The organism is Amycolatopsis iheyensis (assembly GCF_024703995.1).
Taxonomy (GTDB): domain Bacteria; phylum Actinomycetota; class Actinomycetes; order Mycobacteriales; family Pseudonocardiaceae; genus Amycolatopsis; species Amycolatopsis iheyensis.
Genome location: NZ_JAMXQV010000027.1, coordinates 1 through 22,398, shown reverse-complemented (window position 1 = coordinate 22,398; position 22,398 = coordinate 1). Strand labels below are relative to the sequence as shown.

Below are 22,398 nucleotides of genomic sequence, written 5' to 3'. Positions count from 1 at the left end.
CGTCAAGCCGGGACGACGATGACTTTGCCGTGCACCGCGCCTTCGGCGGCCCGCGCGTGCAACGCCGCCAGCTCGGCCAGCGGCACCCGCTCGGCCACGTCGACCCGCAGCTCGCCCCGGTCGACCTGGGCCACCAGCTTCGCCAGCTGCCCGGCGTCACTGCGCACGAACAAGTCGATCCCGCGCACGCCACGCGCTTCGTCGGTGGGCGCGGGCATCCACACCGTCGTGTTGACGACGACCCCGCCCGGCCGGACCAGGGTGACCAGCGCGGCCAGCTCCGCCGGGTCGACCGGCGCCAGGTTGAGCACGACGTCGACGGGCTCGGTCACCGCCGCGGTGATCGAGGTCGTCGTGTGGTCGACGACCTCGTCGGCGCCGGCCGACTCGACCGCGTCGGCACTGCGCGGGCTCGCCGTCGCGATGACGTGGGCTCCGGCCCCCTTGGCCAGCTGCACCGCGTAGCCGCCGACCGCGCCACCGGCGCCGTTGATCAGCACGCGCTGCCCGGACCGCAGGCCGGCGTGGTCGAACAGCGCCTGGTACGCGGTCAGTCCCACCACCGGCAGCGCGGCGGCGTCGGCCAGCGGGAGGCCCTTCGGCGCGGGCGTGAGGACCTCGGCCGGCGCGAGGACGTACTCCGCGGCCGCGCCGTCGCCGTCCATCGGCAGGAAGCCGACGACCTCGTCGCCGACCTCGAGGCCGCTGACGCCCGCACCGAGCGCGTCGACCGTGCCGGCCACGTCGATGCCGGGGGTGTGCGGCAGCGCGACCGGGATCGGCTCGCGCATGAAGCCGCCGCGAATGTTGCCATCGACGGAGTTGAACGACGTCGCGGCGACGCGCACCCGCACCTGCCCGGCGGCCGGCGCCGGCTGCGCCACGTCCTCGTAGCGCAGGACGCCGGGCTCGCCGTACTCGTGGAAACGCACTGCCTTCATCGGAGTCTCACCTTCACCCAGCTCGATTCGCTTCGAATTCGAAGCAACTGTGGGCCACGCTACAGCTGCTTCGAATTTGAAGCAAGTGTGCTCGGTCACGTTGATCCACTGGGTTCAGGATCGTGGCCGCGGGTGCGCTCAGCCTGGGCCGGTTTGGCCCACCCTGGCGCCGCGGGTCCCCCGAGGCGGGTCGCATTGGCTGAGCCTGGCGCTGCGGGCGGGTTCAGCTTTGGCGGCCTGGCCATGTCCTCCCGGAGGCGGGTCGCGTTGGCCGAGCTTGGCGTAGCGGTGTGCTCCGCTTGGGCCGGCTTGGCCCAGCCTGGCTACGGCCGGCCGCGCGGGCGACCTCCCCGAGCTGGGCCGCATCGGCCGAGTCCGACGCCGCGGGCGGGCTCAGCTTGGTCCGGTCTGGTCCACCCTGAGCACGCCCACCCGGCCGGTCTCCCCGAGCCGGCCCGCGTCGGCCGGGCCCGTGGCCGCGGCGGGGCTCAGCTCGGGCCGGCCTGGCCCACCCTGAGCACACCCGCCCGCCCCGCCGCGCGAACGACCTCCCCGAGCCGCGCCGCGTCGGCCGAGTCCGGTGCCGCGGTGAGGACCACCGCCATCAGGCCGTCGCCGGGTACCTCGAGCAGGGCGCCGTCGAGCGTGATGGCGGTGCCGTCCGGTAGCCGGAACGCGGCCCGGTTCTCCGGGGCGGAGACCGTTTTCGGGGTGCGCCAAAGGATGTCGAAGCGACGGCTGGTGCTCCGCAGCTCGTCGACCAGCTCGGCGAGCGCCGCGTCGGCGGGGTAGCGCAGGGACGCGTCCCGCAGCCGGGTGGCGAGCACCGCCCGGAACCCGGCCTGGTGCTCCTCGCTGCGATCGATCTCCGCGCGTGCGTCGCGGAACGTGCGCCACGCGACGTTCCAGTCCCGGGCGGAACCGGCCGACGCGCCGCCCAGTGCCAGCCACGCGCCGTTGACCGCGATGACGTTCCACGCCGCGTCGGTCAGGAACGCGGGGGAGCTGTCGAACCGCTCCAGGAGCCGCAGCGCCGCCGGCCCGGCTTCGCGCGGCACCTGGCCGTCGACCGCGGCGTACCCGGCGAGGGCGCAGAGCCGCTCGTAGTCCGCCCGTCCGATCCGCAACGCGCGGGCGATGGCGGAGATCACGCCGGCCGACGGGTGCCGCCGGCCCTGCTCCAGCCGCCGGATGTAGTCCGCGGACACCCCGGCGAGCTCGGCGAGCTCCTCCCGGCGCAAGCCGCGGGCCCGCCGCCCGGTGATGCGCAGCCCGCCGGCCGGCAGTCCGGCGGCCGCGGGGTCGGTGTGTTCGCGCAACCAGCGGACCGCACTGCCCAGCTCGGACGAGGACATCGCGCCAGTGTGCCGCACCGGAGCGGCCGCTTCCGCCGCGACCCTTCGAATTCGAAGCAGTAGGCTGCGAGCATGTCCGACACGCCACCGTCACTCGATCCCGTGCAGCTCGGCGCCTACTTCGACCTCATCGAGGTGACCAGCCTGCTGCGGCACGCGGTCGAGCAGCAGCTGCGCGAGGCCGGCGAGCTCAGCTACGTGCAGTTCCAGCTGCTGGCCCGGCTCGGGGACTCGCCGACGGGCAGCCACCGCATGACCGACCTGGCCGACGGCGTCGTCTACAGCCGCAGCGGCCTGACCTACCAGGCCGGGCTGCTCGAAAAGGCGGGCCTGGTCGTGCGCGCTCCTTCGCCGGACGACGAGCGGAGCACCACGGTCACCATCACCGACGCCGGGCGGACGCGGCTCGCCGAAGTGCTGCCCGGCCACATCGAGGTGGTCAGCGGCCTGCTGTTCGAGCCGCTCTCCCGCGACGACGTCGAGGTGCTCGCCGGCCTGCTGGCGCCGGTGCGCGACCACATGCGCTCGACGCCACCCCGGTCCGCGGCGCCCCGCCGCCGCTCCGGCCGGTGAGGCTCACAGCCGGTCGTACTCGTCGCCGTTTTCGTTGAGCAGCAGGTATTCGGGCGAAAGACCGGTCAGGCATTCGCTGAGCGACGCCAGCACGTCCTCGGCGGCGACCGTGCCGAGTTCCAGCTCCGCGGCGACGTCGGCGCGGAGCCGGTCGATCTCGGGTTCGTCTTCTCGCAGCTCGGCATAGGAGGACTCGAAGGAGGCGCGCATCGCGTCGAGGTCGGGGGCGTCCGACACGACGTCGTGCCAGGTGGGCACGCCGACGACGAGCCGGACCGCGGCCGTCAGGTCGGTGGCGATGATCCCGGCGGAGCCTTCGGAATCGGCGTAGAGCACGGGTCCGTTGTCGCAGACGAAGAACGTCCCGCCCGCGGCGTCACCCGCGACCACCCGCAACTCGCCACCCGAGGCCAACCGCACCGGTTCGACGGGATCGAGCCGGGTGAGGTCGAAGTCGAAGACGTCGGCCAGCAGCGCGGCCGCGCGGGCGTTCCTCCGGAGGCGATCCAGCATGGCGAGAAGATAGACCATGCGCCGACGCGGAAAGCGCGTCGTGCCCCGGAGCTCGCGCCCCGGAGCACGACGTGCCTGCGGCGGAGTTCCGCCGCCGACGATCAGCGCGACGCGTCCAGCTGGAGCAGCGTCGTCGCGTCGCCGGGCGGGGTGGCGGCGATGCCGACCTCGGTGTCGGAGTTCGGGTTGATGTCGACCGAAGAGTGCACGCCGGCGTCGGTGGTCAGCTGGGCCTTGAGCTTGTGGCCCGCGGTCGCGGACGTGCCGTCCCCGCGGACCGCGAACACGTTCGGGATCTTCATCGTGAGGTGGCCCTCGGCGGCGGTGACCTCGAAGCAGAGCTTCCCGTTGCCCGCCGCGCCGATCAGGTCGGTGCTGCGGACGATGATCAGCCCGGGCGTTTCCGGGACGGGGCAGCGCTTGTAGAGGATGTGGCCGTCGCCGCTGATCAGCTGCACGTGGTCGCTGGCGAGGATGGCGTCGGCGCCGGGGTAGCTGTAGTCCTCGACGGTGGAGGGCTGTTCGTCCGCCGGAGCGGCGGCGCCGCTGGCCGGGGTGACGGCGACGGCCACCGCACCGGCCGCGATCGTGGCCGTGGCCGCGGCGACAAAGATTGTCTTGTAAGTCCGGTTCATGGGTCCCCTCTCGAAAGGTGATATTCCGACATATCACCCGCTTTGGTTGTCGGCGTCGAAAGACGACCGGCAGCGCGAGATTAGGCATGGATCACGAGAAGCGACATTGTGATGTCGATCACCGCCGATCGGCGGACAGTCACCGCTCGCCTTCGGCCGCCGTCGGGCAATCCGTTCGGGTGACAATCCCCCGCGACCCGGTTAGCGGCCGCCGAGGTGGGCACCCCTCTGGTCCGGGGCCGCGCGGTGAAGGAGGTTCCCGTGTTGCACGACCACGAACGGCGAGCGCTCGAGCGGATCGAGGCCGAGATCGCCGCCACCGATCCCACCTTCGCCGACCGTCTTCGCCGGCCACTGGCCGGCTGGCGGTTCGTCCTCGTGCTGGTCGCGGTCACCGGTGTCTGCGCGCTGGCCGTCGGGATCCTCGCCGACCAAGCCGTCCTGGCGCTCGTGGGCGTCGTGACGATCGGGACGTTCGTCGTCCAGCACTTTTCGCGGCGGACGCACCCCACCGGGGACTGAGACGTCCATCCCGTTGCGCACCGCGGCCGTTCATGGCTGCCGCGGCCGCAGCCGCGCCATGTCGGTGCTGTGACCTGCGAAGAACCCCCTTCCGCGGTGGACCGCACGCCCGAATTCCGGTCACCTCATTGCGACAACCGGAATTTCGTGCCTTTGCCGACCCGTCGCTAGCTTCGCATTCATGGAATCGACTTTCGCCTCCGCCGAAGAAATCCTTGCCGCATTGCGCACCGGTGCGGTGACCTCGGTGGAACTGACCGACGCGGCGATCGCCCGCATCGAGCGTGCGGACGAAGTGGTCAACGCGATCTGCGTGCCCGACTTCGACCGCGCGCGGGCCGCCGCGCACCGGGCCGACCAGGCACGCGCCCGCGGCGAGAACCGGCCGCTGCTCGGCGTTCCGGTGACGGTCAAGGAGTCCTACGACATCGCCGGGCTGCCCACGACGTGGGGCATGCCGGCGCACCGGGACTTCGTGCCGGTGCAGGACGCGGTGCAGGTGTCGCGGCTCAAGGACGCGGGCGCGGTGGTGCTCGGCAAGACCAACGTGCCGTTGGGGCTGCAGGACATCCAGACCTTCAACGAGATCTACGGCACGACCACCAACCCGTGGGACCGCGGCCGCACCCCGGGCGGTTCGTCCGGCGGGTCGGCGGCGGCACTGGCGTCCGGGTTCGGCGCGTTGTCCATCGGCTCCGACATCGGCGGCTCGCTGCGCACCCCCGCGCACTTCTGCGGCGTCTACGCGCACAAGCCGACGCTCGGGCTGGCGGCCAGTCGCGGAATGGTCCCGCCGACCGAGCCGGCGTTGCCGGTCGACCTCGACCTCGCCGTCGTCGGCCCGATGGCGCGCACCGCCGGAGACCTCACGCTCCTGCTGGACGTCATGGCCGGACCGGACCCGCTGACGCACGGGGTGGCGCACCGGGTGAGCCTGCCGCCCGCTCGCCACGACCGGCTCGACGGCTTCCGGGTCCTGGTCCTCGACGACCACCCGTGCCTCCCGACCGGGGCGGCCGTACGGGCGGGCGTGAACCGGGTGGCGGCCGAGCTGGCCGACGGCGGCGCCCGCGTCGAGCGGCACAGCACGTTGCTGCCCGACCTGACGGAAGCGGCGACCCTCTACATGCGACTGCTGATTTCGGGCTCCACCGCACGGTTCCCCACCGAATCGCTGAAGCGGCCCGACGACGCCGACCGGAGCCTCGACGCGGTGCGCCTGCGCGCGATGACGGCCACCCACCACGACTGGCTGGAGGCGAACCGCGGCCGCGAGGCCCACCGCCACGCGTGGCGGCGGTTGTTCGCGGAGTTCGACGTCGTGGTGTGCCCGATCACGCCGACCCCGGCGTTCCCGCACGACCACAACCCGAATCCCATGGCGCGTCACATCGACATCGACGGCGTCGGGTACCCGTATTTCGACCAGCTGGTCTGGGCGGGCCTGGCCACGATGCCGGGCCTGCCCGCCACGGCAATTCCCGCGGGCAGGTCCCCGGAGGGCCTGCCGGTGGGAGTCCAGCTGATCGGCCCGATGTACGAGGACCGCACACCGCTGCGGCTCGCGGAACTGCTGGAGCCACGAATCGGCGGCTTCCGGGCGCCGAAGCAGGCCGGCTAGACACCCCGTGGCGCAAGCGGTTCCGCCGGTGCCATAGTTGACCGATCATCGTTCTGGGGGAGGCATCGATGAACCACCGTCTTCGGGCTGCCGTCGTTCTGGCGCTGGTGCTCGGGCTTTCCGCGTGCCGGCCCGTCCAGGAACCCCAGCTGATCGGATTGGCCGGACCGCGGCCGAACATCCTGGTGGAGAAACCCGGCAGCGAGCCGGTGGCCGCCTACGAGGGCACGCCCGTCTACTACCCGTGCGCGGTGCTCACCGACGACGTCCTGGCCGCCGCCGGGCTGAAGCACACCGCCCACCCTCTCGCCGGCGGCACCCGGCTGAGCCCGGGCGCCGACCGGCCGGAGCTGGCCGGGACGACGTTCGAACAGATCTCCTGCGGCGGCAACGTCGAGCGTGCGGCCGGCCACCGCGACGAACCGGTGGTCACCCTCACGACGCTCAACGTCAAGCTCGCCAGCTCGTTCGCGTGGCACAGCGCGATCGCGCCGCAGCCGGGGACGACCGGAACCGCCAACGGCGTCGAGTACCACCGTCGCCCGGACCAGGGCGACGACGAAGTCACAGTGACCTTCACCCACGGCACGACCGACGCCTTCACCCTCGAACTGCGCCACTTCTCGGCGATCGCGGACGGTGAGCACGCCCTGGGCAAGCTCATCGACGGCATCACCGCGAACATCGCCGCGGGCCCCCGCCCGATGCCCGAGCACAGCTACCCGGAGCCGTACCACCTGACCGCCGCCAAGCCGTGCGACGCCATGCCGCCCGAGGTCTTCACGGCGGTCACGGACCAGCCGACGGACGGCCTCCAGCGGGACTTGTTCGACGTGGACGAGAACTCCGTGGTGAGCCACAACGCGGTCCAGATCACGTGCCAGCGCCAGTCGCTGCTCGACAACAGCGATCGGCCCTCGGCGGGCCTGTCGGTCGAGCAGACGATCTACGCGGAGGGCCCGGCCGTCGCGGTCGGAGCGGTCCAGAACATGTGCGCGTACGAGGGGAACACCAAGGACAGCAGCCCCCTGCCGGCGCCAGTCGGCGACGTGAGCTGCGGCGTAGTGGGTAGCAGCGTGACCGGCGGCGCCATGGTCTATTTCCACGTCGGACGCACGATGGTCCGGGTGAGCCTCAACTCCCACGAGATCACCGGCCCGTGGGCGATCGCCAAGGTGACCGAGGGCGCCAAGCGGATCTACGCGCTGCTCGACCACTGAGCCGGGCACCCGCTCGTCAGAGTGCCGGCTTGCCCGGTTGGTAGAGCCAGGTGCGGAAGAACGAGCCGAGGTCGCGGTGGGTCAGCCGCTCGACGAACTGGGTGAACTGCCGCGTCGACACGTTGTCGTACCGGTGCGCTGCCGGCCACTGCGTGAGCACGTCGAAGAAGGCGCGGTCGCCGATCTTCGTGCGCAGTGCCTGCAGGGCCATCGCGCCGCGGTTGTAGACCAGGTCGTCGAAGATGTGGTCACGTCCCGGGTCGGCGACCGCGCCGCTCCAGTCCTTCTCGTCGGCGTAGGCCTTGGCGAAGGTCTGTTGCACGGGGACGTGGTTGAACTTCTCCTGGTAGAGCCACTCCGAGTAGGTCGCGAAGCCTTCGTTGAGCCAGATGTCGGACCAGTGCACCGGGGTGAGGCTGTCGCCGAACCACTGGTGGCCGAGCTCGTGGGCGAGCAGGTCGCCGTCGACCTCGCTGGTGTCCTGGTCGTAGACCGGCCGGCTCTGCGTCTCGAGGGCGTAACCCACCCCGACGTCGGCGAGGATGCCGCCGGTCGAATCGAACGGGTACGGCCCGTACAGCGACGATTCCCACTGGATGATCTGCGCGGTGGTCTGGTTGAACACCTTGCCCTGGCCGGGTTCGGTGTCGATCGACTTGCCGATCGCGGTGATGTTCGGCAGGCCGCGAGCCGCCACGCCGCGGGTGACGTCGTAGTCGCCGATCGCGAGCATGCTCAGCTCGCTGGCCATCGGCCGGTTCATGGACCAGCGGAACGTGGTCCGGTGGTCGCGGGTGGTGGTGGGCCCGGGTTCACCGTTGGCCAGCACGGTCAGCCCGGTGGGCACGGTGATGGTCTGGCTGTAGGTCGCCTTGTCGTCGGTGGTGTCGTTCACCGGGTAGTAGGTCGCCGCGCCGATCGGCTGGTTGAGCGCGATCGCGCCGTCCTTGGTGGCGACCCAGCCGGACACACCCAGCGCGGGGTCGTCGATCTTCCGCGGGACGCCGGCGTAGGACACCGAGACGACGAACGGGCTGCCCTGCCGCAACCCGTTCGGCGGGGTGATCACCAGCTCCTGGGCGCCGGTGCGGGTGAAGGCCGCGTCTCGGCCATTGACCGAGAGCCGGCTGATCGTCAGCGGCCCCTGGAAGTCCAGGTCGAAGCGCGAGAGGTTCTGGGTGGCCGTGGCGAGGATCGTCGTGGTCGCGTCGATCGCCTTGGTCGCGGGGTCGAACGCCAGCCGGATGTCGTAGTGGCCGACGTCGTAGCCGCCGTTGCCCATGTCCGGGAAGTACGGATCCCCGGCGCCGGGCGCGCCGGGGGAGAACCGCGGCGCGGCCTCCGCCGCCGTACCGGTCGCGGCCACCAAACCGGTGGCCAGCGCACAGGAGACGAGCAACAAGCGGCCACGCATGGGGACCTCCTCGGCCGGCATCGACGCTGAAGAGTAGGTCCGATCCGCCAGGCGGATCAACCCCGTGACCGGTCGTCACAGGCCGTGCTGCTTCGCGATGTCCTTCCCGTGCGGCTGCCACCAGTCCTTCTCCACGCTCCCGCCCTTCGGCACCGCCGGGTTGCAGTGGTAGGTCGTGACCCAGTTGCCGCCACCCCGGCCGTCCGGCTTCCAGTAGGACGTCATGTCGTACTGGACGCCGTCGTCCTTCACGTTCTTGTCGTACTGGACGGACTTGCGGTTGCCGTCGTAGCTTTCGCGGTCCGCCTTGGCGCTGTCGTAGTCCGACTGCGCCTTGTCGCGGTCGGTCTTCGCGGTGTCGAACTCCTGCTTGAGCTTCTTGCCTTCCGCCATGATCCCCGGCTTGTCCTCCGCCGAGGCGTGCTTGTAGGCGGCCGTCTTCGCCTTGAGCTCCGACTCGAGCTCGTCGACCTTTTCCTGGCGCGCGTCGAGATCGCTCTTCTTCGCGTTGACGTTCTGGTCGATCGAGCCGGGGTTCTTCTTTTCGGTGCCGTGTCCGGCGTACTTCGGGTCGTTGGTGTACTTGGCGACTTCCTTGGAGAAGTACTTCTCGTGCCACTTGTCGCCGACGTTGTCCGGGAACTTCGTCCCCGAGCCGCCCGTGTACTTCATGCCGAAGCTCTGGTTGCCCTGCTGGTGCTTGCCCTGGTGGGAGTCGACCTGCACGTCGGTGCCGTCGTGCTTGCCCAGCGAATGCGTGTCGGTCTTGCCGCCGCCGGACCCGCTGGCGTGCGTGTCGTCGGTGTTCTTGCCCTTGCCGCCCTTGCCGCCGCCACCACGCGGGATGTTGCCCGCGTTGTCACCGCCGCCCGGCTGGTCGTTCGTTTTGTCCTTGCCGCCCTTTTTCCCGCAGGCGAGGCCGAGCAGGTCCCGCTCCGCCAGCGGGTTGTCGACGTAGGCGGCCGGGTTGGGCGCCGGGCCGAGGCCGAGCGGGTCCTGGCTCAGGTAGCGGCCGATCGACGGGTCGTAGTAACGGAAGACGTTGTAGTGCAGCCCGGATTCGGCGTCGGCGTACTGCCCCGGGAACCGCAGCGGGGTGGCCGCCGCACCGGTCTCGCGGCCCCACAGGCCCGCGTTCCCGCGCCAGACCGGCGCACCGGCCGCGTCGAGGAGCTCGGTCGGGCGGCCGACCAGGTCGGTGACGATCGCGAAGAACCGGTCCCGCAGCGTCGCCGCGCGCTCGACCTGGACGATCGGCCGGTCGTCACCCGGGTGGTACTCCCAGACCGTGACGTGCCGGGTCTGCGCCGCGTCCACGTGGACCTGCTCCACCAGCAGCGCGCCGCTCCAGGTGAACTCGTAGGACTCGGCGACCACGCGGGCGCCGGTCGCCGAGGTGACGACGCGCTGCTTGGCGATCCGGCGGCCGATCGGGTCGTACCGGTAGGACCACTGGTCACCCTCGGGTGTCGTGACCGCGAGCAGGCGGTCCTGCCCGTCCCACAGGTATCGCCAGACCCGGGCCCCCTCGTGCCGCGCGACCAGCCGGCCCTGCACGTCGTGGTCGAAGGTGACGGCGCCGGCGGCGACCAGCCGGTTGTTCGCGTACCGGCGGGCCCCCGCGCTGGGCACCCGGCCGGGCTCCCTGGTCTCCACCACGTTCCCGGCGGGGTCGTAGCGGTAGGCCTCGCTGCCGGCCGCGCCGTGCACCTCGGTCACCCGCCCGGTGGCGTCGAGCACGAGCCGGGTCGGCCCGGCCACGTCGTCGTCGATCCCGGCGAGCAGCCCGTCCGTCCGGTAGCTGAACCGGCGGTGCCGCGGCGGGCTCCCCACCGCCCGCACCGACTGGCCGACCAGGTTGTCGTCGACGTCGAAGGACTGCGTGAGCGCGACACCGCCCTCGACGGTGCGCGAGATCTCCCGGCCGCCCGCGTCGTGCTCGAAGCGCACGGTGTGCCCGGCGACGGCGAGCGACACCGGCCGCCCGTTGCCGTCGAAGCGCCACACACTGTCCACTCCGGACGGTGTGCGCCGCCGCACGGTGCCGTCGGCGTCGTAGCCGGTGGTCAGCGTCCGGCCGTCGACCGATTCGCTGAGCACGTTGCCTTCGCCGTCGTAGGAGACGCGGAGCTCGACGTCGCCCATGACCGCGGCGGTCATCCGGCCGACCGCGTCGTAGGTGAACCGGGTCGTCCCGACCGGAGACCGGCGTTCGACGACGTTGCCGAGCACGTCGCGGGTGTACTCGGTCTCCTCGCCCGCGCCGTTCACCGACCGGACGAGCCGGCCCGCCCGGTCGTAGCCGAAGCGCAGGGTGCGGCCGTCGAAGTCGGTCTCCTCGATCAGCCGTCCGGACGGGTCGTAGCGGTAGGTCCAGCACTGCCCGAGCGGGTTGGTCACCGTGCTCGGCCGCAGCTCGGTGTCGTAGGTGTAGCTCGTCCGGGCGCCCGCCGCGTCGATCGTCGCGGTGACCAGGTCGAACGGGCCGTACTCGGTCCGCTCGGCCAGCCCCGCGCCGTTGACGTGCTCGACCTCGTTGCCCTCGGCGTCGTAGCCGCGGGTTTCGCGCACCCCGGAAGGCCGCACCCGCAGCCGTTCGTGCCCGTCGGCGGTCCAGCCGAGCGCGACGTTCTGCCCGGACCGGTTGGGCACCGACTTCGGCCGCCCGAACACGTCCCGGTCGACCGGCGGCGGCTCTTCGTCCCCGCGCGTCCAGGCGGCCTGCTCGGAGGTCAGCGGCTTCGCGACGCCGAGGGTCTCGGTGAACGGGTCGGGAGCCTCGTCGCGCGGGTAGAAGCGGGAGAGCACGGTGCCGTCGCCGGCGGTGGCCTCGATCGTCAGCCCGGCGTCGTCGGTGGTGACCCGCAGCACCGAGCCGTCCGGCCGGGTAACCGACTCGAGCCCGCCCCGCTCGTCGTAGGCGAACGACGTCGTGTGCCCGAGCGGATCGGTGCGGGAGAGCAGGCGGTCGTCGCGGTCCCAATCGGAGGTGGTGACCTGGCCCAGCGGGCCGACCTCACGGACGAGCTGGTAGGCGTCGTTGAAGTGGAATTCGCCGGTGTGGCCCAGGGAATCGGTGAAGGTCGTGACGCGCCGCCGCGTGTCGTAGGTGAACGCGGCGTCGTAGAAGCCGCGGTCGCCGACGGTGCGGACGCAGCGGCCTTCGCCGTCGTAGACGTAGCGGAACCAGGTGCCGTTGCGGTCCTGCCAGCCGGTGACGCGGCCCGCGGGGTCGTAGTCGTAGACCTGCGCGCGGCCGGAGACGTTGAACTCGTTCGTCAGGCGCCCCTGCGGGTCGTAGCCGAAGCGCCGGACCAGGACCGGGGACTTCCCGGCCGGGTCGGTCACGTGGACGGCGGTCACGCGCCCGCTTTCGGTCTCCAGCTCCACCCGGTACCCGGCGGAGTGCCGCAGGGTCCGCGGCGCGCCGAGGCCGTCGTAACCGACGTCGACCCGCGCGCCGTCGGCATCGGTGATCGACTGCAGGACGAGCTCGGCGGGGCCGCGTCCGGGCAGCGCGGCGAACCGGAGTTCCCGGCCCCGCAACGGATCGGCCTGGGTGTAGCTGCCGTCGGCGTGCCGGGTCAGCGGGCGCCGTGGCCCGTCCGTGGGCAGCACCGGCACACCCGGCGCGGCCCGCGGGTAGACCAGGGTGGTGCCGTCCGCGGCGTAGCACCGGACGTGCTCGCGGCCCACCGCCAACCGCTGGTCCACAGTGGACACCCAGGACGGACCGAACCACCGGCCGGCGCGGTAGGAGGACACGTGCAGCCGCTCGAGCACCAGCGGCGACGGCAGTTCCAGGTCGAGCTGGTCGATCACGACGTTGCCGCGCGCGATGTCCACCGGGTCGGTCTTGCACTCCCAGGTGTCCTTGCCCCCGCCGCCGTTGTCGGGGCTCTTCTCCGTGGAGCCGGAGTCCTTCGGTGGCGGGCTGTCACCCGTCGAGTGGTTCCCGTTGCCGGTCGAGTGGTCACCCGACGTCGTGGTGGAGTCCTTGCCGCTCCCGCCGCCGTTGCCCTTCTCCGTGGAGCCGCCGCCGTGGCCGCCCGAGTGGTCGCCGCTGGTGGTGGTGGAGTCGCCGCCCTTGCCGTCGGGTGCCTTCGGGTTGCCGTCGATCTTCCCCGGCTTGCGCGGCGGGTCGACCTTCCCGCCCTTGATGCCCTTCAGTCCCTTGGCGGCGTCCTCGAACAGGGTGCCCGCCCGCTTCAGCAGCGGCACCAGGGCCTTGAGCGCCTTGACGAGCTTGGTGGTGAGGCTCGCGATCTTCGACGCGGTCTTCGCGACGGCGGCGACGACCTGCGGCACCACCCAGGCCAGCCCGATGCCGAGGGTGAACACGACCTGCAGCGCCCACGAAATCAGGTGCCCGACCAGCTCGGCGATGATGTCGCGCACCAGGGTGCGGACCGCGCCCACGACCTCACCGGCGGTCTTCACACCGCTACCGGCGCCTTCGCAGCCCTTCTGCGCGGCGGCCAGCAGCCCGGACGTGTCGTCGGCCCGCTTGCGGTAGCTGTCGGCGGCGGGTCCCTGCCAGCTGACGAGGTCGGCCTTGACCGCGTTGGTCAGCTCGGTCGAGACGTCGCCGAGCTCCTTGGCGACGTTGTTCCAGGTCTGCGCCTGCGCCGCGATCTCGTCGGCGTTCCCGGTGAGCGCGTTGAGCGCTTCCTTGAGCGGGCCGACGTGCTCGATCAGCCACCCGACACCGGCGGCGAAGATCGCGCCGAAGGGGTCCATCACCGCGGTCAGCGCGTCGAGCGCGGTGCCGACGGCGCCCATCGCGACCGAGGCCCAGTCGCCGCTCTCGATGGCGTCTTTCAGGCCGATGGCGTCTTCGAGCAGCGGAACACCGGAGTACGACTTGGTCGAATCCTGCACCGGAGCAACCAACGGATTACCCACGGCGACCGACTCCCACGGCAAGGCTGCGCATCCATTTGATCTTAGTGACGCGGTCGAAGGCGGGTGGCGGCACGGCCGCGACTTGCCCGTTCGGCCCCGCCGGGCTTCCCCAACGGCTCAGGCCGGGTAGCCGGTCCGCTCCGTTCGCACACGTCGCCTGACCAGCGATGTTCGTCGTGGGGTGACCTACCCTGAACGCTTTGGGCGCACGTTGGCAAAGACGGGGTGTTGGGGCGAAGCGAAACCCGAGGAGCTTCATGTCGTCAGACGCGGAACTGATCGGTAGGTCGCTGCGCGGAGACACCGATGCCTTCGTGGAAGTGATCAGCCGGCACGAGACCGCGCTCGGGAACTACCTGGCGCGCAGAGTGGGGCGGCAGGCGGCCGAGGACGTGCTCGGCGATGTGTGGGTGGCGGCTTACGAGTCCCGTGCGAAGTACGACCCCGCGTATCCCGAAGCCAGGCCTTGGTTGTACGGCGTCGCGCTGAACATGCTGCGCCGGCATTGGCGGTCCGCGCGGGCCGAGGAGCCGGCGTCGGACCTGACCGGCGTGGCGAGTGACTGGAACCCCTGGCCGGGGGTGGATGTCCGCGTGGACGCACAGGCACTGCTGGGCAGGGCACTGGCTCGGCTCAAACCGGAAGAGCGGGAAGTGCTGGGCCTGGTCGCCTGGGAGGACCTGACCGTCGCCGAGGCCGGGCGGGTGCTCGACATCCCGGCCGGCACCGCCCGCCGCCTGCTGCACCAGGCACGCAAGGCGTTGCGTGAAGCCCCCGAAGTGGTCGCGCTGCTGCAAGTCCCGACAACGTGAAAGACAGCCTCATGGATGAAATGGATCTCATGAAGAATCTGCGTGACGTGCCGTCCCCCGGTCCCGAGGCCTATGACCGTGCCCGCGCGGCACTGCGGACAGCGATGGGGGAACCCGTGGCCACGGTCGTGCGACCGAAGCGCTGGTTCTCCTGGCCCAAGGCCGGCGTCGCCGCGGTAGGCGCGGCAGCCGTCGCGGCGGCCGTGGTGCTGGCTACGACGAGCGGCAGCGTCCCGGCCGGCCCGTCCGACGCGGCCCCGCCGGCGGCCGAGGCACCGCGAGCGGTCGAGACGCCGCTGGTGAAGCTGGCCTCCGCGGTCAAGGCAGCCGGCACGCAGCCGGGCGACGCATCGCTGATCGTCAACACGAAGTTCGGGCTGGACAACAAACCGGACCTCTACTACACCATCTACACCGACAAGGGCGAGCAGTTCACCGGCGACTCGGAGAAGAGCCTGGTGAACGCCGTCGCCAAGGGGCAGGGCGAGCCTGCCACGCCGTACGACGGGAAGGTGCTGGCGGCGGCCCGTCTCGCCGCGAACGGCGACGTCGACAAGGCCAGGATCGCGATGATCACCGCGGGCAACAACGCTCTGGGAGTCGGCCTGAGCCCCGCCGAGGCCGACAAGGCCTGGGCGGACGCCCAAGCGGAGACCGCGGAGATGTTCCGCAAGATCGGCAAGCCGGTTCCCGCCCCCCGGCCGCGTCCGACGGGCAAGGAGCTGGAAAACCTGATCGACAACCACCTGTGGAGCAACACCGAACACGCGCTGTTCGCCAACGCCGCCGACGCGGAGGTCCGCGCGGGCGTGCTGAAGCTGTACGCGACCATCCCGGACATGATCGTCGGCAAGACCACCGTCGACGGCCAGGCCGCGCTGACCCTCACCCCGCCCCCCGCCATCCTGGGCGGCAGCGCGGACGTCCTCACCATCAACGCCGGCAACGGCCTGCCGATCCGTGAGGAGATCAAGTCGGAAACGGGCCAGCGCTGGGTGGTGAACTACCAGTCCTCCCGCGTGACCCTCGCCGACGTGGCCGCGGGCAAGATCTGATTCTTTGTATCGAACTGTCCTGGGCGGGCCGAGATCATCTCGGCCCGCCCAGGACAGTTCTGTCTGTGGGCGGCGGCCTGCGATCACCATGGTCCGCACGACGGGAGACGCCCAGGCCGCCCACAGGGGAAATGATGTGCCGCAGGAGGCTGGGTTCGCCCAGCGAGCGGAACCGAGGAACGGAGAAGGCGCTATGACGGCTGCGGAGGTTAGCGTCGAAGACCTGAGCGCGGGCACAAAAGGCAAACCTCGGTTGCCGTCGCTGACCGGCCTGCGCTTCATCGCGGCTTTTCTCGTGGTGATCAACCACGTCGGCATGACAACGGTGCCCCGGTTCGCCCCGGAGGCCTCGCTGGCCGGCGGCTTCTACTACGGAGCAGGCGCCCTCGGAGTGTCCTTCTTCTTCATCCTCAGTGGCTTCGTGTTGACCTGGGTCAGCCGCGCGAACGACTCCGCCGGCCTGTTCTGGCGCAGGCGCGCGGCCAAGGTCCTGCCGAACTCCGTGGTCACCTGGGTTGCCGCGACGTTACTGGCGCTGGTCACCGGGGCCGGGGTGGCTTGGGGCCATGCGCTGCCCACGTTGTTCCTGGTGCAGAGCTGGATTCCCAACCAGCACATCCTGCTCGACCTCCGCTTGAACACCCCGACATGGTCGCTGGCCTGCGAGTTGCTGTTCTACCTGTGCTTCCCGCTGGTGGCGCGCTGGGTTCGCAAGATCCCCGCACATCGGTTGTGGGCGTGGACGATCGGCATCGTGCTGGCCATTCTGGCGATGCCGCAGCTGGCTCGGTTGCTGCCCGACCAGGAGCTCATCCACGACGTGGCCGGGCCGTGGCTGCCGGGTTGGTCCACGATGTTCTTCCCGCCGGTGCGGATGCTGGAGTTCGTGCTCGGCATCCTGATGGCTCACATCGTCCTGCGGGGGCGCTGGACCGGGTTCGGGCTCGGCAAGGCGATCTCGCTGACCGCCGCCGCCTATGTGCTCACCGTGTTCGTCGGCGAGTACACCGGGCAGGTCGCGGTGACGGCCCTGCCGCTGGCGCTGCTCGTCGCGGCCGCCGCGACAGCCGATGTCCGCAAGGGCCGAACCGTCTTCGGTGGCCGGAAGATGGTCTTCCTCGGCGAGATCTCCTTCTCCCTCTACGTCGTGCACTGGCTGGTCATCGCCTACGGCCCGTTGGACGGCGCGAACCCCGACCTCTGGTCCATCCCGGAAACGGTGCCCCACCTGGCGGTCGCGGCGGTGCTGTCGGTCGGTATTGCCCTGGTCCTCGCCGTAGGGCTCTACCTGGGAGTCGAGAAACCGTTGATGCGCCGATGGAGCAGGCCGGCGCGCGCCTCGGATCGGGACATGCACGACGCCACGCCTGCCAGTCCAGCGAGAACGGATGACGGCCAACCTCGGCAGTAGTGTGGCGTAGCCATAGTCGAAAAGGAGATTTGCATGGGTCGAATAATTGTGTCCATGGCCATTGGCGTGGATGGCTACGCCGAGGGGCGCGGCGCGGACATGAGCGTAATGCCGCTCGACGACACGTTCAACGTCCACAATGCCGAGCGCATCCGCCAGGCGGAAACGCTCCTGTACGGGGCCAAGACGTTCCGGCAGATGGTCGGTTACTGGCCGGGCGTGCCCGAAGAGTCCGGCCACTCGGAGGCGGAGCAGGAGATCGCCGGCTACATGGCCGACGGCAAGCCCGTCTACGCGATTTCCGACTCGCTCACCGAGGAAGACACGAAACCGTGGCGCGACCAGACGACAATCGTGCGTCGAGCCGACGCGCATGCGACGGTCGCGGCTCTGCGAGACCGCGACGGCGACACGGTGATCTTCGGCAGCCGCACGACGTGGGCGGACCTGCTGAAGCACGGCCTGATCGACGAGTTCTACTTGATGATCGGCCCAAAGCTGGTGGCGGGCGACGTCCCGGTGTTCGACGGCGCACCCGTGACCGATCTTCGCCTGGTGGACGTGAAACGCTTCGCTGACTCCGAAAGCGTCGTGCTGCACTACGCGGTCCGTGCCGGCTAACCGCGGTCGGACCGCCGTAGGGCTTCGTCGTCGGTCCGCGTGGTTGCCTCGCACTGAGCGACGGGGTCGTGGTCGCTGACTCCGTCCAGCCACATCGGAGGAGACAGGACTGCGTCGGCGAGACAGCCGAGCTTGTCGCCAATGGCGCGCCATCTGGCCGGCGCCCCAGTTTTGCCCAGCTACCGGCCGGTAGCTGAACTTCCGCAAGGCGAAACTCAAGATTCGGTCGAACGAAAAACCGCCCTACCTGGATCTTCGGATCCGGCGGGCGGTGTTTCGTCACTGTGGAGCTAAGGTGACTCGAACCCCTGACCCCTCACTGCCCGTGTGAGTCGATCATGGCCCTGATCTGCGGCGATGGAGAATCGCCTGGTGAAATGGTGCACCTGGCCGTCGTTGCTTGCAACTGCGTGTTGTTGACTGCGGTCGCAACAAGGGGTGCCTCAGCGGTGCCCCAGTGAAATCAGTGAGAGGAATGGCCGCACTCGTGTCGAACATCTGGCGGATCTGGCAGGCGACCTGAGCTTGGATCCAACCGATCATGATCAGCTCGAGCCGTGTCGTGCAGTCGGAGCAGCCTCAAGAGGAGGGATGTGATCAAGGGGCCTCCTGCGTTGGGATGCCGATGAAGGCGGCTCACCAGGGCGCACGCTCTGCGGCAGGTGCCGTCGTGCCCGGGGCACGACGCGTTTACGTGATTGCGATCGCTCGTGGCAGCGGTACTTCGCCGTTGACGCTGAAGTAGTCGTGCCAAACGGTGCCGGTGCCGAACTTCGTCCCGTCCGATGATGCGGCGAGGACGTCGACGGTGGTGCCGCGTTTGAACAGGCCGATGTCATCCTTGCCGTCGCCAGTGAAGTCGCCGACGCCGGGGATTTCGTCGTTGACACCGAAGTAGTCCTGCCACAGCGTTGCGGTGCCGAACTTGGTGCCGTCGGACAATGCGACGAGGACGTCGCCGCTGGTGCCGCGTTTGAACAGGCCGATGTCGTCTTTGCCGTCGCCGTTGAAGTCGCCGACGGCGGGAGTCTCGTCGTCGACGCCGAAGTAGTCCTGCCACAGCGTTCCGGTGCCGAACTTGGCCCCGTCGGACAAGGCGACGAGAACGTCGCCGGCCGTGCCGCGGGTGAACACGGCGATGTCGTCCTTGCCATCGCCGTTGAAGTCGCCGACGTACGGGAGCTCGCTGTTGATGCCGAAGTAGTCGTGCCAGAGGATGGCGGTGCCGAACTTGGTGCCGTCGGAGAGGGCGACGAGGACGTCGCCGCTGGTGCCGCGTTTGAACAGGGCGATGTCGTCCTTGCCGTCGCCGTTGAAGTCCCCGACCACCGGCAGCTCATCGTTGATGCCGAAGTAGTCGTGCCAGAGGGTGCCGGTGCCGAACTTGGTGCCGTCGGACAGTGCGACGAGGACGTCGCCGGTGGTGCCGCGTTTGAAGACGATGACGTCGGCTTTGCCGTCGCCGTTGAAGTCGCCGCTGAGGGGGAGTTCGGTGGCGATCCCGAAGTACTCGTGCCACTTGTCCGGGGTGCCCTGGAATTTGGTGCCGTCGGATGCGGCGACGATGACGTCTCCGGTGGTGCCGCGGGTGAAGGTCGCGATGTCGGCCTTGCCGTCCCCGGTGAAGTCCGTCCGGATCGCGAGTGACGCAGTGGCGGACGCGACGGTGGACGCTGGCGCAGTTCGCCCGTCGGCAGTGACTGCTAGGACCTGGTAGTAGCGCGTCTGCTTGGCCGGGACTGACGTCTGGGTCAGTGTCGTGGCCGGTGTTGTCCCCGCTAGGTGCGCGGCGTCGAGGGGCACTGGGGTAGTGGTGGAGCTGTACACGCGGTAAGAGGCATTGTCCTGTGAGGCGAGCGCGTTCCAGCTGACGGTGATCGAGTGGCCGGTGGCTTTGGCTGAAGGGGTGAGAACCTGCTGGCGGATCCAATCGACGAGGTCGTCAGCGCGGTCCGCCGTGGTGCCTGCCCGGGTTTCGGTCGTGCCTAGGCAGCCGTGTCCCCAGGTCGTCGTCACGACCCCCGCGAGGTCCGTGCGGCCTGTGCTTTCGCGGAAGACCGGGCCGCCGGCGTCTCCCTTGCACGCGTCAGCGCCCCGGTCTCCGGTCAGCACCAGCTTGGTGGAGCTGGTCGATGCGACGGTGAATCCGCTGGTCCGCAGCTGGTCAGGGGCCCACGTTGAGGTGGTGCGGCCGTAGCCGGCGATGCGGAGCGCATCCTCGGTTGCGGGAGCTGTGGCGGCGAGGGACACCGGGGTGACGTCGGCGATCGGGGTCTCGAGGCGCGCGAGCGTGGTGCTCCGGTCCGCTCGGGCGACGAGATGGGTGACCGTCGTGATGTGGCCGCCGGTGCCGCTGAGTTTCGTTCGGCCGACCGTCACCGTGGTCGGCTTGGCGGGTGTACCGCCTTGCGGGTTCTGCGGGAAGCAGCCGGTCGAGGTGATGATCCATTGCGGGGCGACCAGCGCGCCGGTGCAGGCCGCGGTCTCATTCGACAGTTTGACGGTGAACGAGTAACCGCCGTCTGCGACGCCGGAAGCGTTGGAGATCGCCTCGGCTGGCGCGGAGGTCAACGTGCCGGTTGCGAGGCCGGCGAGCGGCACGAGTATGAGCGCTCTGAGCTTGTGCATGGAGGTTCCTGCTTTCGAAAAGCGAAGATTCATGTGTGATGGGCCACGAAAAGTGTCAGTCGTTTTACTGGGAGGCGTTCAATTGCAGCAGTGTCGTTGCGGCGCCGGGCGGGGTCGTGGCGATTCCGACTTCGGTGTCGGAGTTCGGATCGACGTCCACCGTCGTGTGCGCTCCGGCGCCTGTGGTGAGTTCGGCCTTGAGCTTGTGGCCGGCGGTCGTCGTGGTGCCGTCGCCGCGGATGGCGTAGACGTTCGGGATGCTCATGGTCAGGTGGCCGGCCGCGGCGGTGACCTCGAAGCAGATTTTGCCGTTGCCGAGCGAGCCTATGGTGTCGCTGCTCCGCACGATGATCAAGCCGGGCGCTTCTGCTGCGGGACAAGGTTTGTAGAGAATATGGCCGTCACCGCTGATCAACTGCACGTGGTCGCTGGCCAGGATGGCGTCCGCTCCCGGGTAGCTGTAGTCCTCCACCGCGGAGGGCTGCTCGTCCGCCGCTGAGGCCGCCCTGCCGGACGGGATGACGATGATGCTCACGGTGGCAGCGGCGATCGCCGCTGCCACCGTGACGAGAAATGTCCGGTTCAACCGTTGCATGACTCCCCCTTCAAGAAGGCAGAATTCCGACATATCGCCTAATTTGGATGGCGATGCCGAAGCACTGTGGGTAGCGCGAGGTTAAGCAGCTAATTCAAGGAAAGGCATTGTGATCTCAATCACGTTCTAATGGCGGTTGACGGGTTTCGATGTGCCCGGTAAATGTTCTTCTGCGCGTTTTATGTCGGGGGCGAAATCTTCGCGCCGGTCAATCGAGGGGGACTCAGATGCGTGCGGCAAGACCCGGGTTTCGTGCTGCCCTGACAATTGTGCTGACCGCGACTCTGGTCTCCAATGTGGTCGCGGTGCCACAAGCCGTCGCGGCGGAGCCGAAGGCAGCGAGTGCCGCGGCTGCCGTGAGCGCTACGCGTGATTCGGATCGTGCGAAGGTCCTGCGGTTGTGGCAGTTCGGTGGTCCGGCAACCCGGCGGGATGCCGCAGCGGCCTTGACTGGAACGGACGCAGATGTCACCCGGTTCCTGGCCACCTTGAAGGAGCATGACGCTTCAATCGACCGGACCGTGCAGGTGAGTCGGATGATGTCGGCCGGTGGGCCGGCGACCCGGTCGGCCGGCCAGCAAGCCTTGGACGCGGGCACCGACGACGCGCTGACGGCGTTTCTCGACACGGGTTGGGAAACACCGCACGGGATCGACCTCAGTGTGCGCGTCAGCCAGGTCATGTCGGCCGGAGGCGCGGAAGTCAAGAAGGCCGGGCAAAAGGCGCTCGACGCCGGTACTGACGACGCGCTGAAGACGTTCCTCGATTCCGGGTGGCAGGTTCCGTTCGGGATTGACCAGACGATCAAGGTCAGCCGCGCGAGGTCCGGTGGTGGCCCCGAGGTGAAGCGGGCGGGTCAGCAGGCGCTGGACGTGGGCACCCTCGACGCACTGAACCAGTTCCTGCTCATCGATCTGCCGGTCGCCCAAGCACGGGACGCCGAAACCGCGTCGATCACCCAGCTCGTGGCCACGGCCAAAGCTGCTTCTGAAATGGCAGCGACGCAGACCCAGCAGGCGAAGGACGAATCAGACCGAGCTGTCACCGAGGCCGCGGCTGCACAGAAGGCCGCGCAGGACGCCAAGGATGCGGCCGCGGCGGCGCAGGGAAACGCCAGTGAGGCAACGGATGCCGCGAACCGGGCCGCATACGCCGCTGATCAGGCCGCGATCACCGCGCGCCGGGCGATCGGTGCGGCCAATGCCGCCACGGCTGCCGCGCACACCGCGGCGGTCGCCGCGTCGCGAGCCGCGACCGCCGCCTCCCAAGCCGGCAAGGCCGCCTCCCGTGCCTACGACGCCGCCGCCGCGGCACTGGGCGACAAGACCAAAGCAGCGGATGCCAACGCGGCAGCCCAGACCGCCCGCGACGCCGCGCTGAGCGCGACCACAGCCGCCAACGCCGCACGATCTGCCCGCACGGCCTCACAACAGGCCAAGATCGCCGGGCAGGCGGCCACGGATGCGGCGAATCAGTCGCGCACGGCGGCGCAGGCGGCCACTGATGCCGCCAACGGCCCCGCGGCCGCGGGCGCCGACGCCCGGCAGGCGCAGGCCGCGGCGGCCAGGGCGCGGGCC

The 22,398-nt window shown here is 69.9% G+C and carries 17 protein-coding genes; 9 read left to right on the top strand and 8 right to left on the bottom strand.

Annotated elements, in window-relative coordinates; all coding sequences use genetic code 11:
* Positions 1-2: 2 nt before the first annotated feature.
* Together M8542_RS38320 and M8542_RS38315 are read right to left on the bottom strand one after the other, a co-directional pair.
* Entirely contained in the window at positions 3-941 is a 939-nt protein-coding gene (locus M8542_RS38320; protein WP_257925256.1) for an NADP-dependent oxidoreductase, read from the bottom strand.
* 488 nt (positions 942-1,429) lie between these two features.
* The gene (locus tag M8542_RS38315) at positions 1,430-2,296 is read right to left on the bottom strand and encodes a helix-turn-helix domain-containing protein (RefSeq protein ID WP_257925255.1); all 867 of its coding nucleotides are present in this window, start codon (positions 2,294-2,296) and stop codon (positions 1,430-1,432) included.
* Positions 2,297-2,368: 72 nt separating this feature from the next.
* Between M8542_RS38315 and M8542_RS38310 the strand changes: the two genes are divergently transcribed.
* Complete coding sequence (locus M8542_RS38310) at positions 2,369-2,869, top strand: MarR family winged helix-turn-helix transcriptional regulator (RefSeq protein ID WP_257925253.1); 501 nt, start codon at positions 2,369-2,371, stop codon at positions 2,867-2,869.
* Between the two features lie 3 nt (positions 2,870-2,872).
* Here M8542_RS38310 and M8542_RS38305 read toward each other — a convergent pair whose 3' ends face one another.
* Together M8542_RS38305 and M8542_RS38300 are read right to left on the bottom strand one after the other, a co-directional pair.
* Positions 2,873-3,382 carry a hypothetical protein gene (locus M8542_RS38305; protein WP_257925251.1) on the bottom strand — a complete coding sequence of 170 codons (510 nt, stop codon included), beginning with the start codon at positions 3,380-3,382 and terminating at the stop codon, positions 2,873-2,875.
* A gap of 101 nt (positions 3,383-3,483) precedes the next feature.
* Complete coding sequence (locus M8542_RS38300) at positions 3,484-4,017, bottom strand: hypothetical protein (RefSeq protein WP_257925250.1); 534 nt, start codon at positions 4,015-4,017, stop codon at positions 3,484-3,486.
* A 261-nt stretch (positions 4,018-4,278) separates the two neighbouring features.
* Between M8542_RS38300 and M8542_RS38295 the strand changes: the two genes are divergently transcribed.
* The 3 genes from M8542_RS38295 (at position 4,279) to M8542_RS38285 (ending at position 7,380) form a co-directional block, all read left to right on the top strand.
* A complete protein-coding gene (locus M8542_RS38295; RefSeq protein WP_257925249.1) occupies positions 4,279-4,539 on the top strand; it encodes a DUF3040 domain-containing protein in 261 nt (86 codons plus the stop codon).
* Between the two features lie 181 nt (positions 4,540-4,720).
* Positions 4,721-6,160, top strand: coding sequence for an amidase (locus M8542_RS38290; protein ID WP_257925248.1), 1,440 nt, complete (start codon positions 4,721-4,723; stop codon positions 6,158-6,160).
* 68 nt (positions 6,161-6,228) lie between these two features.
* Positions 6,229-7,380, top strand: a complete 1,152-nt coding sequence (locus M8542_RS38285; RefSeq protein ID WP_257925247.1) for a hypothetical protein — start codon at positions 6,229-6,231, stop codon at positions 7,378-7,380.
* Positions 7,381-7,396: 16 nt separating this feature from the next.
* Here the strand turns inward: M8542_RS38285 and M8542_RS38280 are convergent, their stop codons facing one another.
* Positions 7,397-8,794, bottom strand: coding sequence for a M1 family metallopeptidase (locus M8542_RS38280; protein WP_257925246.1), 1,398 nt, complete (start codon positions 8,792-8,794; stop codon positions 7,397-7,399).
* A gap of 75 nt (positions 8,795-8,869) precedes the next feature.
* Positions 8,870-13,675 carry an RHS repeat-associated core domain-containing protein gene (locus tag M8542_RS38275; RefSeq protein ID WP_257925245.1) on the bottom strand — a complete coding sequence of 1,602 codons (4,806 nt, stop codon included), beginning with the start codon at positions 13,673-13,675 and terminating at the stop codon, positions 8,870-8,872.
* A 281-nt stretch (positions 13,676-13,956) separates the two neighbouring features.
* On the opposite strand from M8542_RS38275, the gene M8542_RS38270 reads away from it, so the two are divergent.
* The 4 genes from M8542_RS38270 to M8542_RS38255 all read left to right on the top strand — a co-directional run bounded on the left by M8542_RS38270 (position 13,957) and on the right by M8542_RS38255 (position 17,598).
* A complete protein-coding gene (locus tag M8542_RS38270; RefSeq protein ID WP_257925244.1) occupies positions 13,957-14,511 on the top strand; it encodes an RNA polymerase sigma factor in 555 nt (184 codons plus the stop codon).
* A 29-nt stretch (positions 14,512-14,540) separates the two neighbouring features.
* Complete coding sequence (locus tag M8542_RS38265; RefSeq protein WP_257925243.1) at positions 14,541-15,566, top strand: hypothetical protein; 1,026 nt, start codon at positions 14,541-14,543, stop codon at positions 15,564-15,566.
* 193 nt (positions 15,567-15,759) lie between these two features.
* Positions 15,760-16,977 carry an acyltransferase family protein gene (locus M8542_RS38260; protein ID WP_257925242.1) on the top strand — a complete coding sequence of 406 codons (1,218 nt, stop codon included), beginning with the start codon at positions 15,760-15,762 and terminating at the stop codon, positions 16,975-16,977.
* 54 nt (positions 16,978-17,031) lie between these two features.
* Positions 17,032-17,598: a dihydrofolate reductase family protein gene (locus tag M8542_RS38255; RefSeq protein ID WP_257925241.1), complete on the top strand. Its 567-nt coding sequence runs from the start codon at positions 17,032-17,034 to the stop codon at positions 17,596-17,598.
* Positions 17,599-18,288: 690 nt separating this feature from the next.
* On the opposite strand, the gene M8542_RS38250 is transcribed toward M8542_RS38255, so the two are convergent.
* Together M8542_RS38250 and M8542_RS38245 are read right to left on the bottom strand one after the other, a co-directional pair.
* Positions 18,289-20,226, bottom strand: coding sequence for an FG-GAP-like repeat-containing protein (locus tag M8542_RS38250; protein ID WP_257925240.1), 1,938 nt, complete (start codon positions 20,224-20,226; stop codon positions 18,289-18,291).
* A gap of 64 nt (positions 20,227-20,290) precedes the next feature.
* Positions 20,291-20,821, bottom strand: a complete 531-nt coding sequence (locus M8542_RS38245; RefSeq protein ID WP_257925239.1) for a hypothetical protein — start codon at positions 20,819-20,821, stop codon at positions 20,291-20,293.
* A gap of 269 nt (positions 20,822-21,090) precedes the next feature.
* Between M8542_RS38245 and M8542_RS38240 the strand changes: the two genes are divergently transcribed.
* Positions 21,091-22,398, top strand: a 1,308-nt coding sequence (locus M8542_RS38240) for an ALF repeat-containing protein (protein WP_257925238.1), incomplete at its 3' end; no start/stop codon positions are given.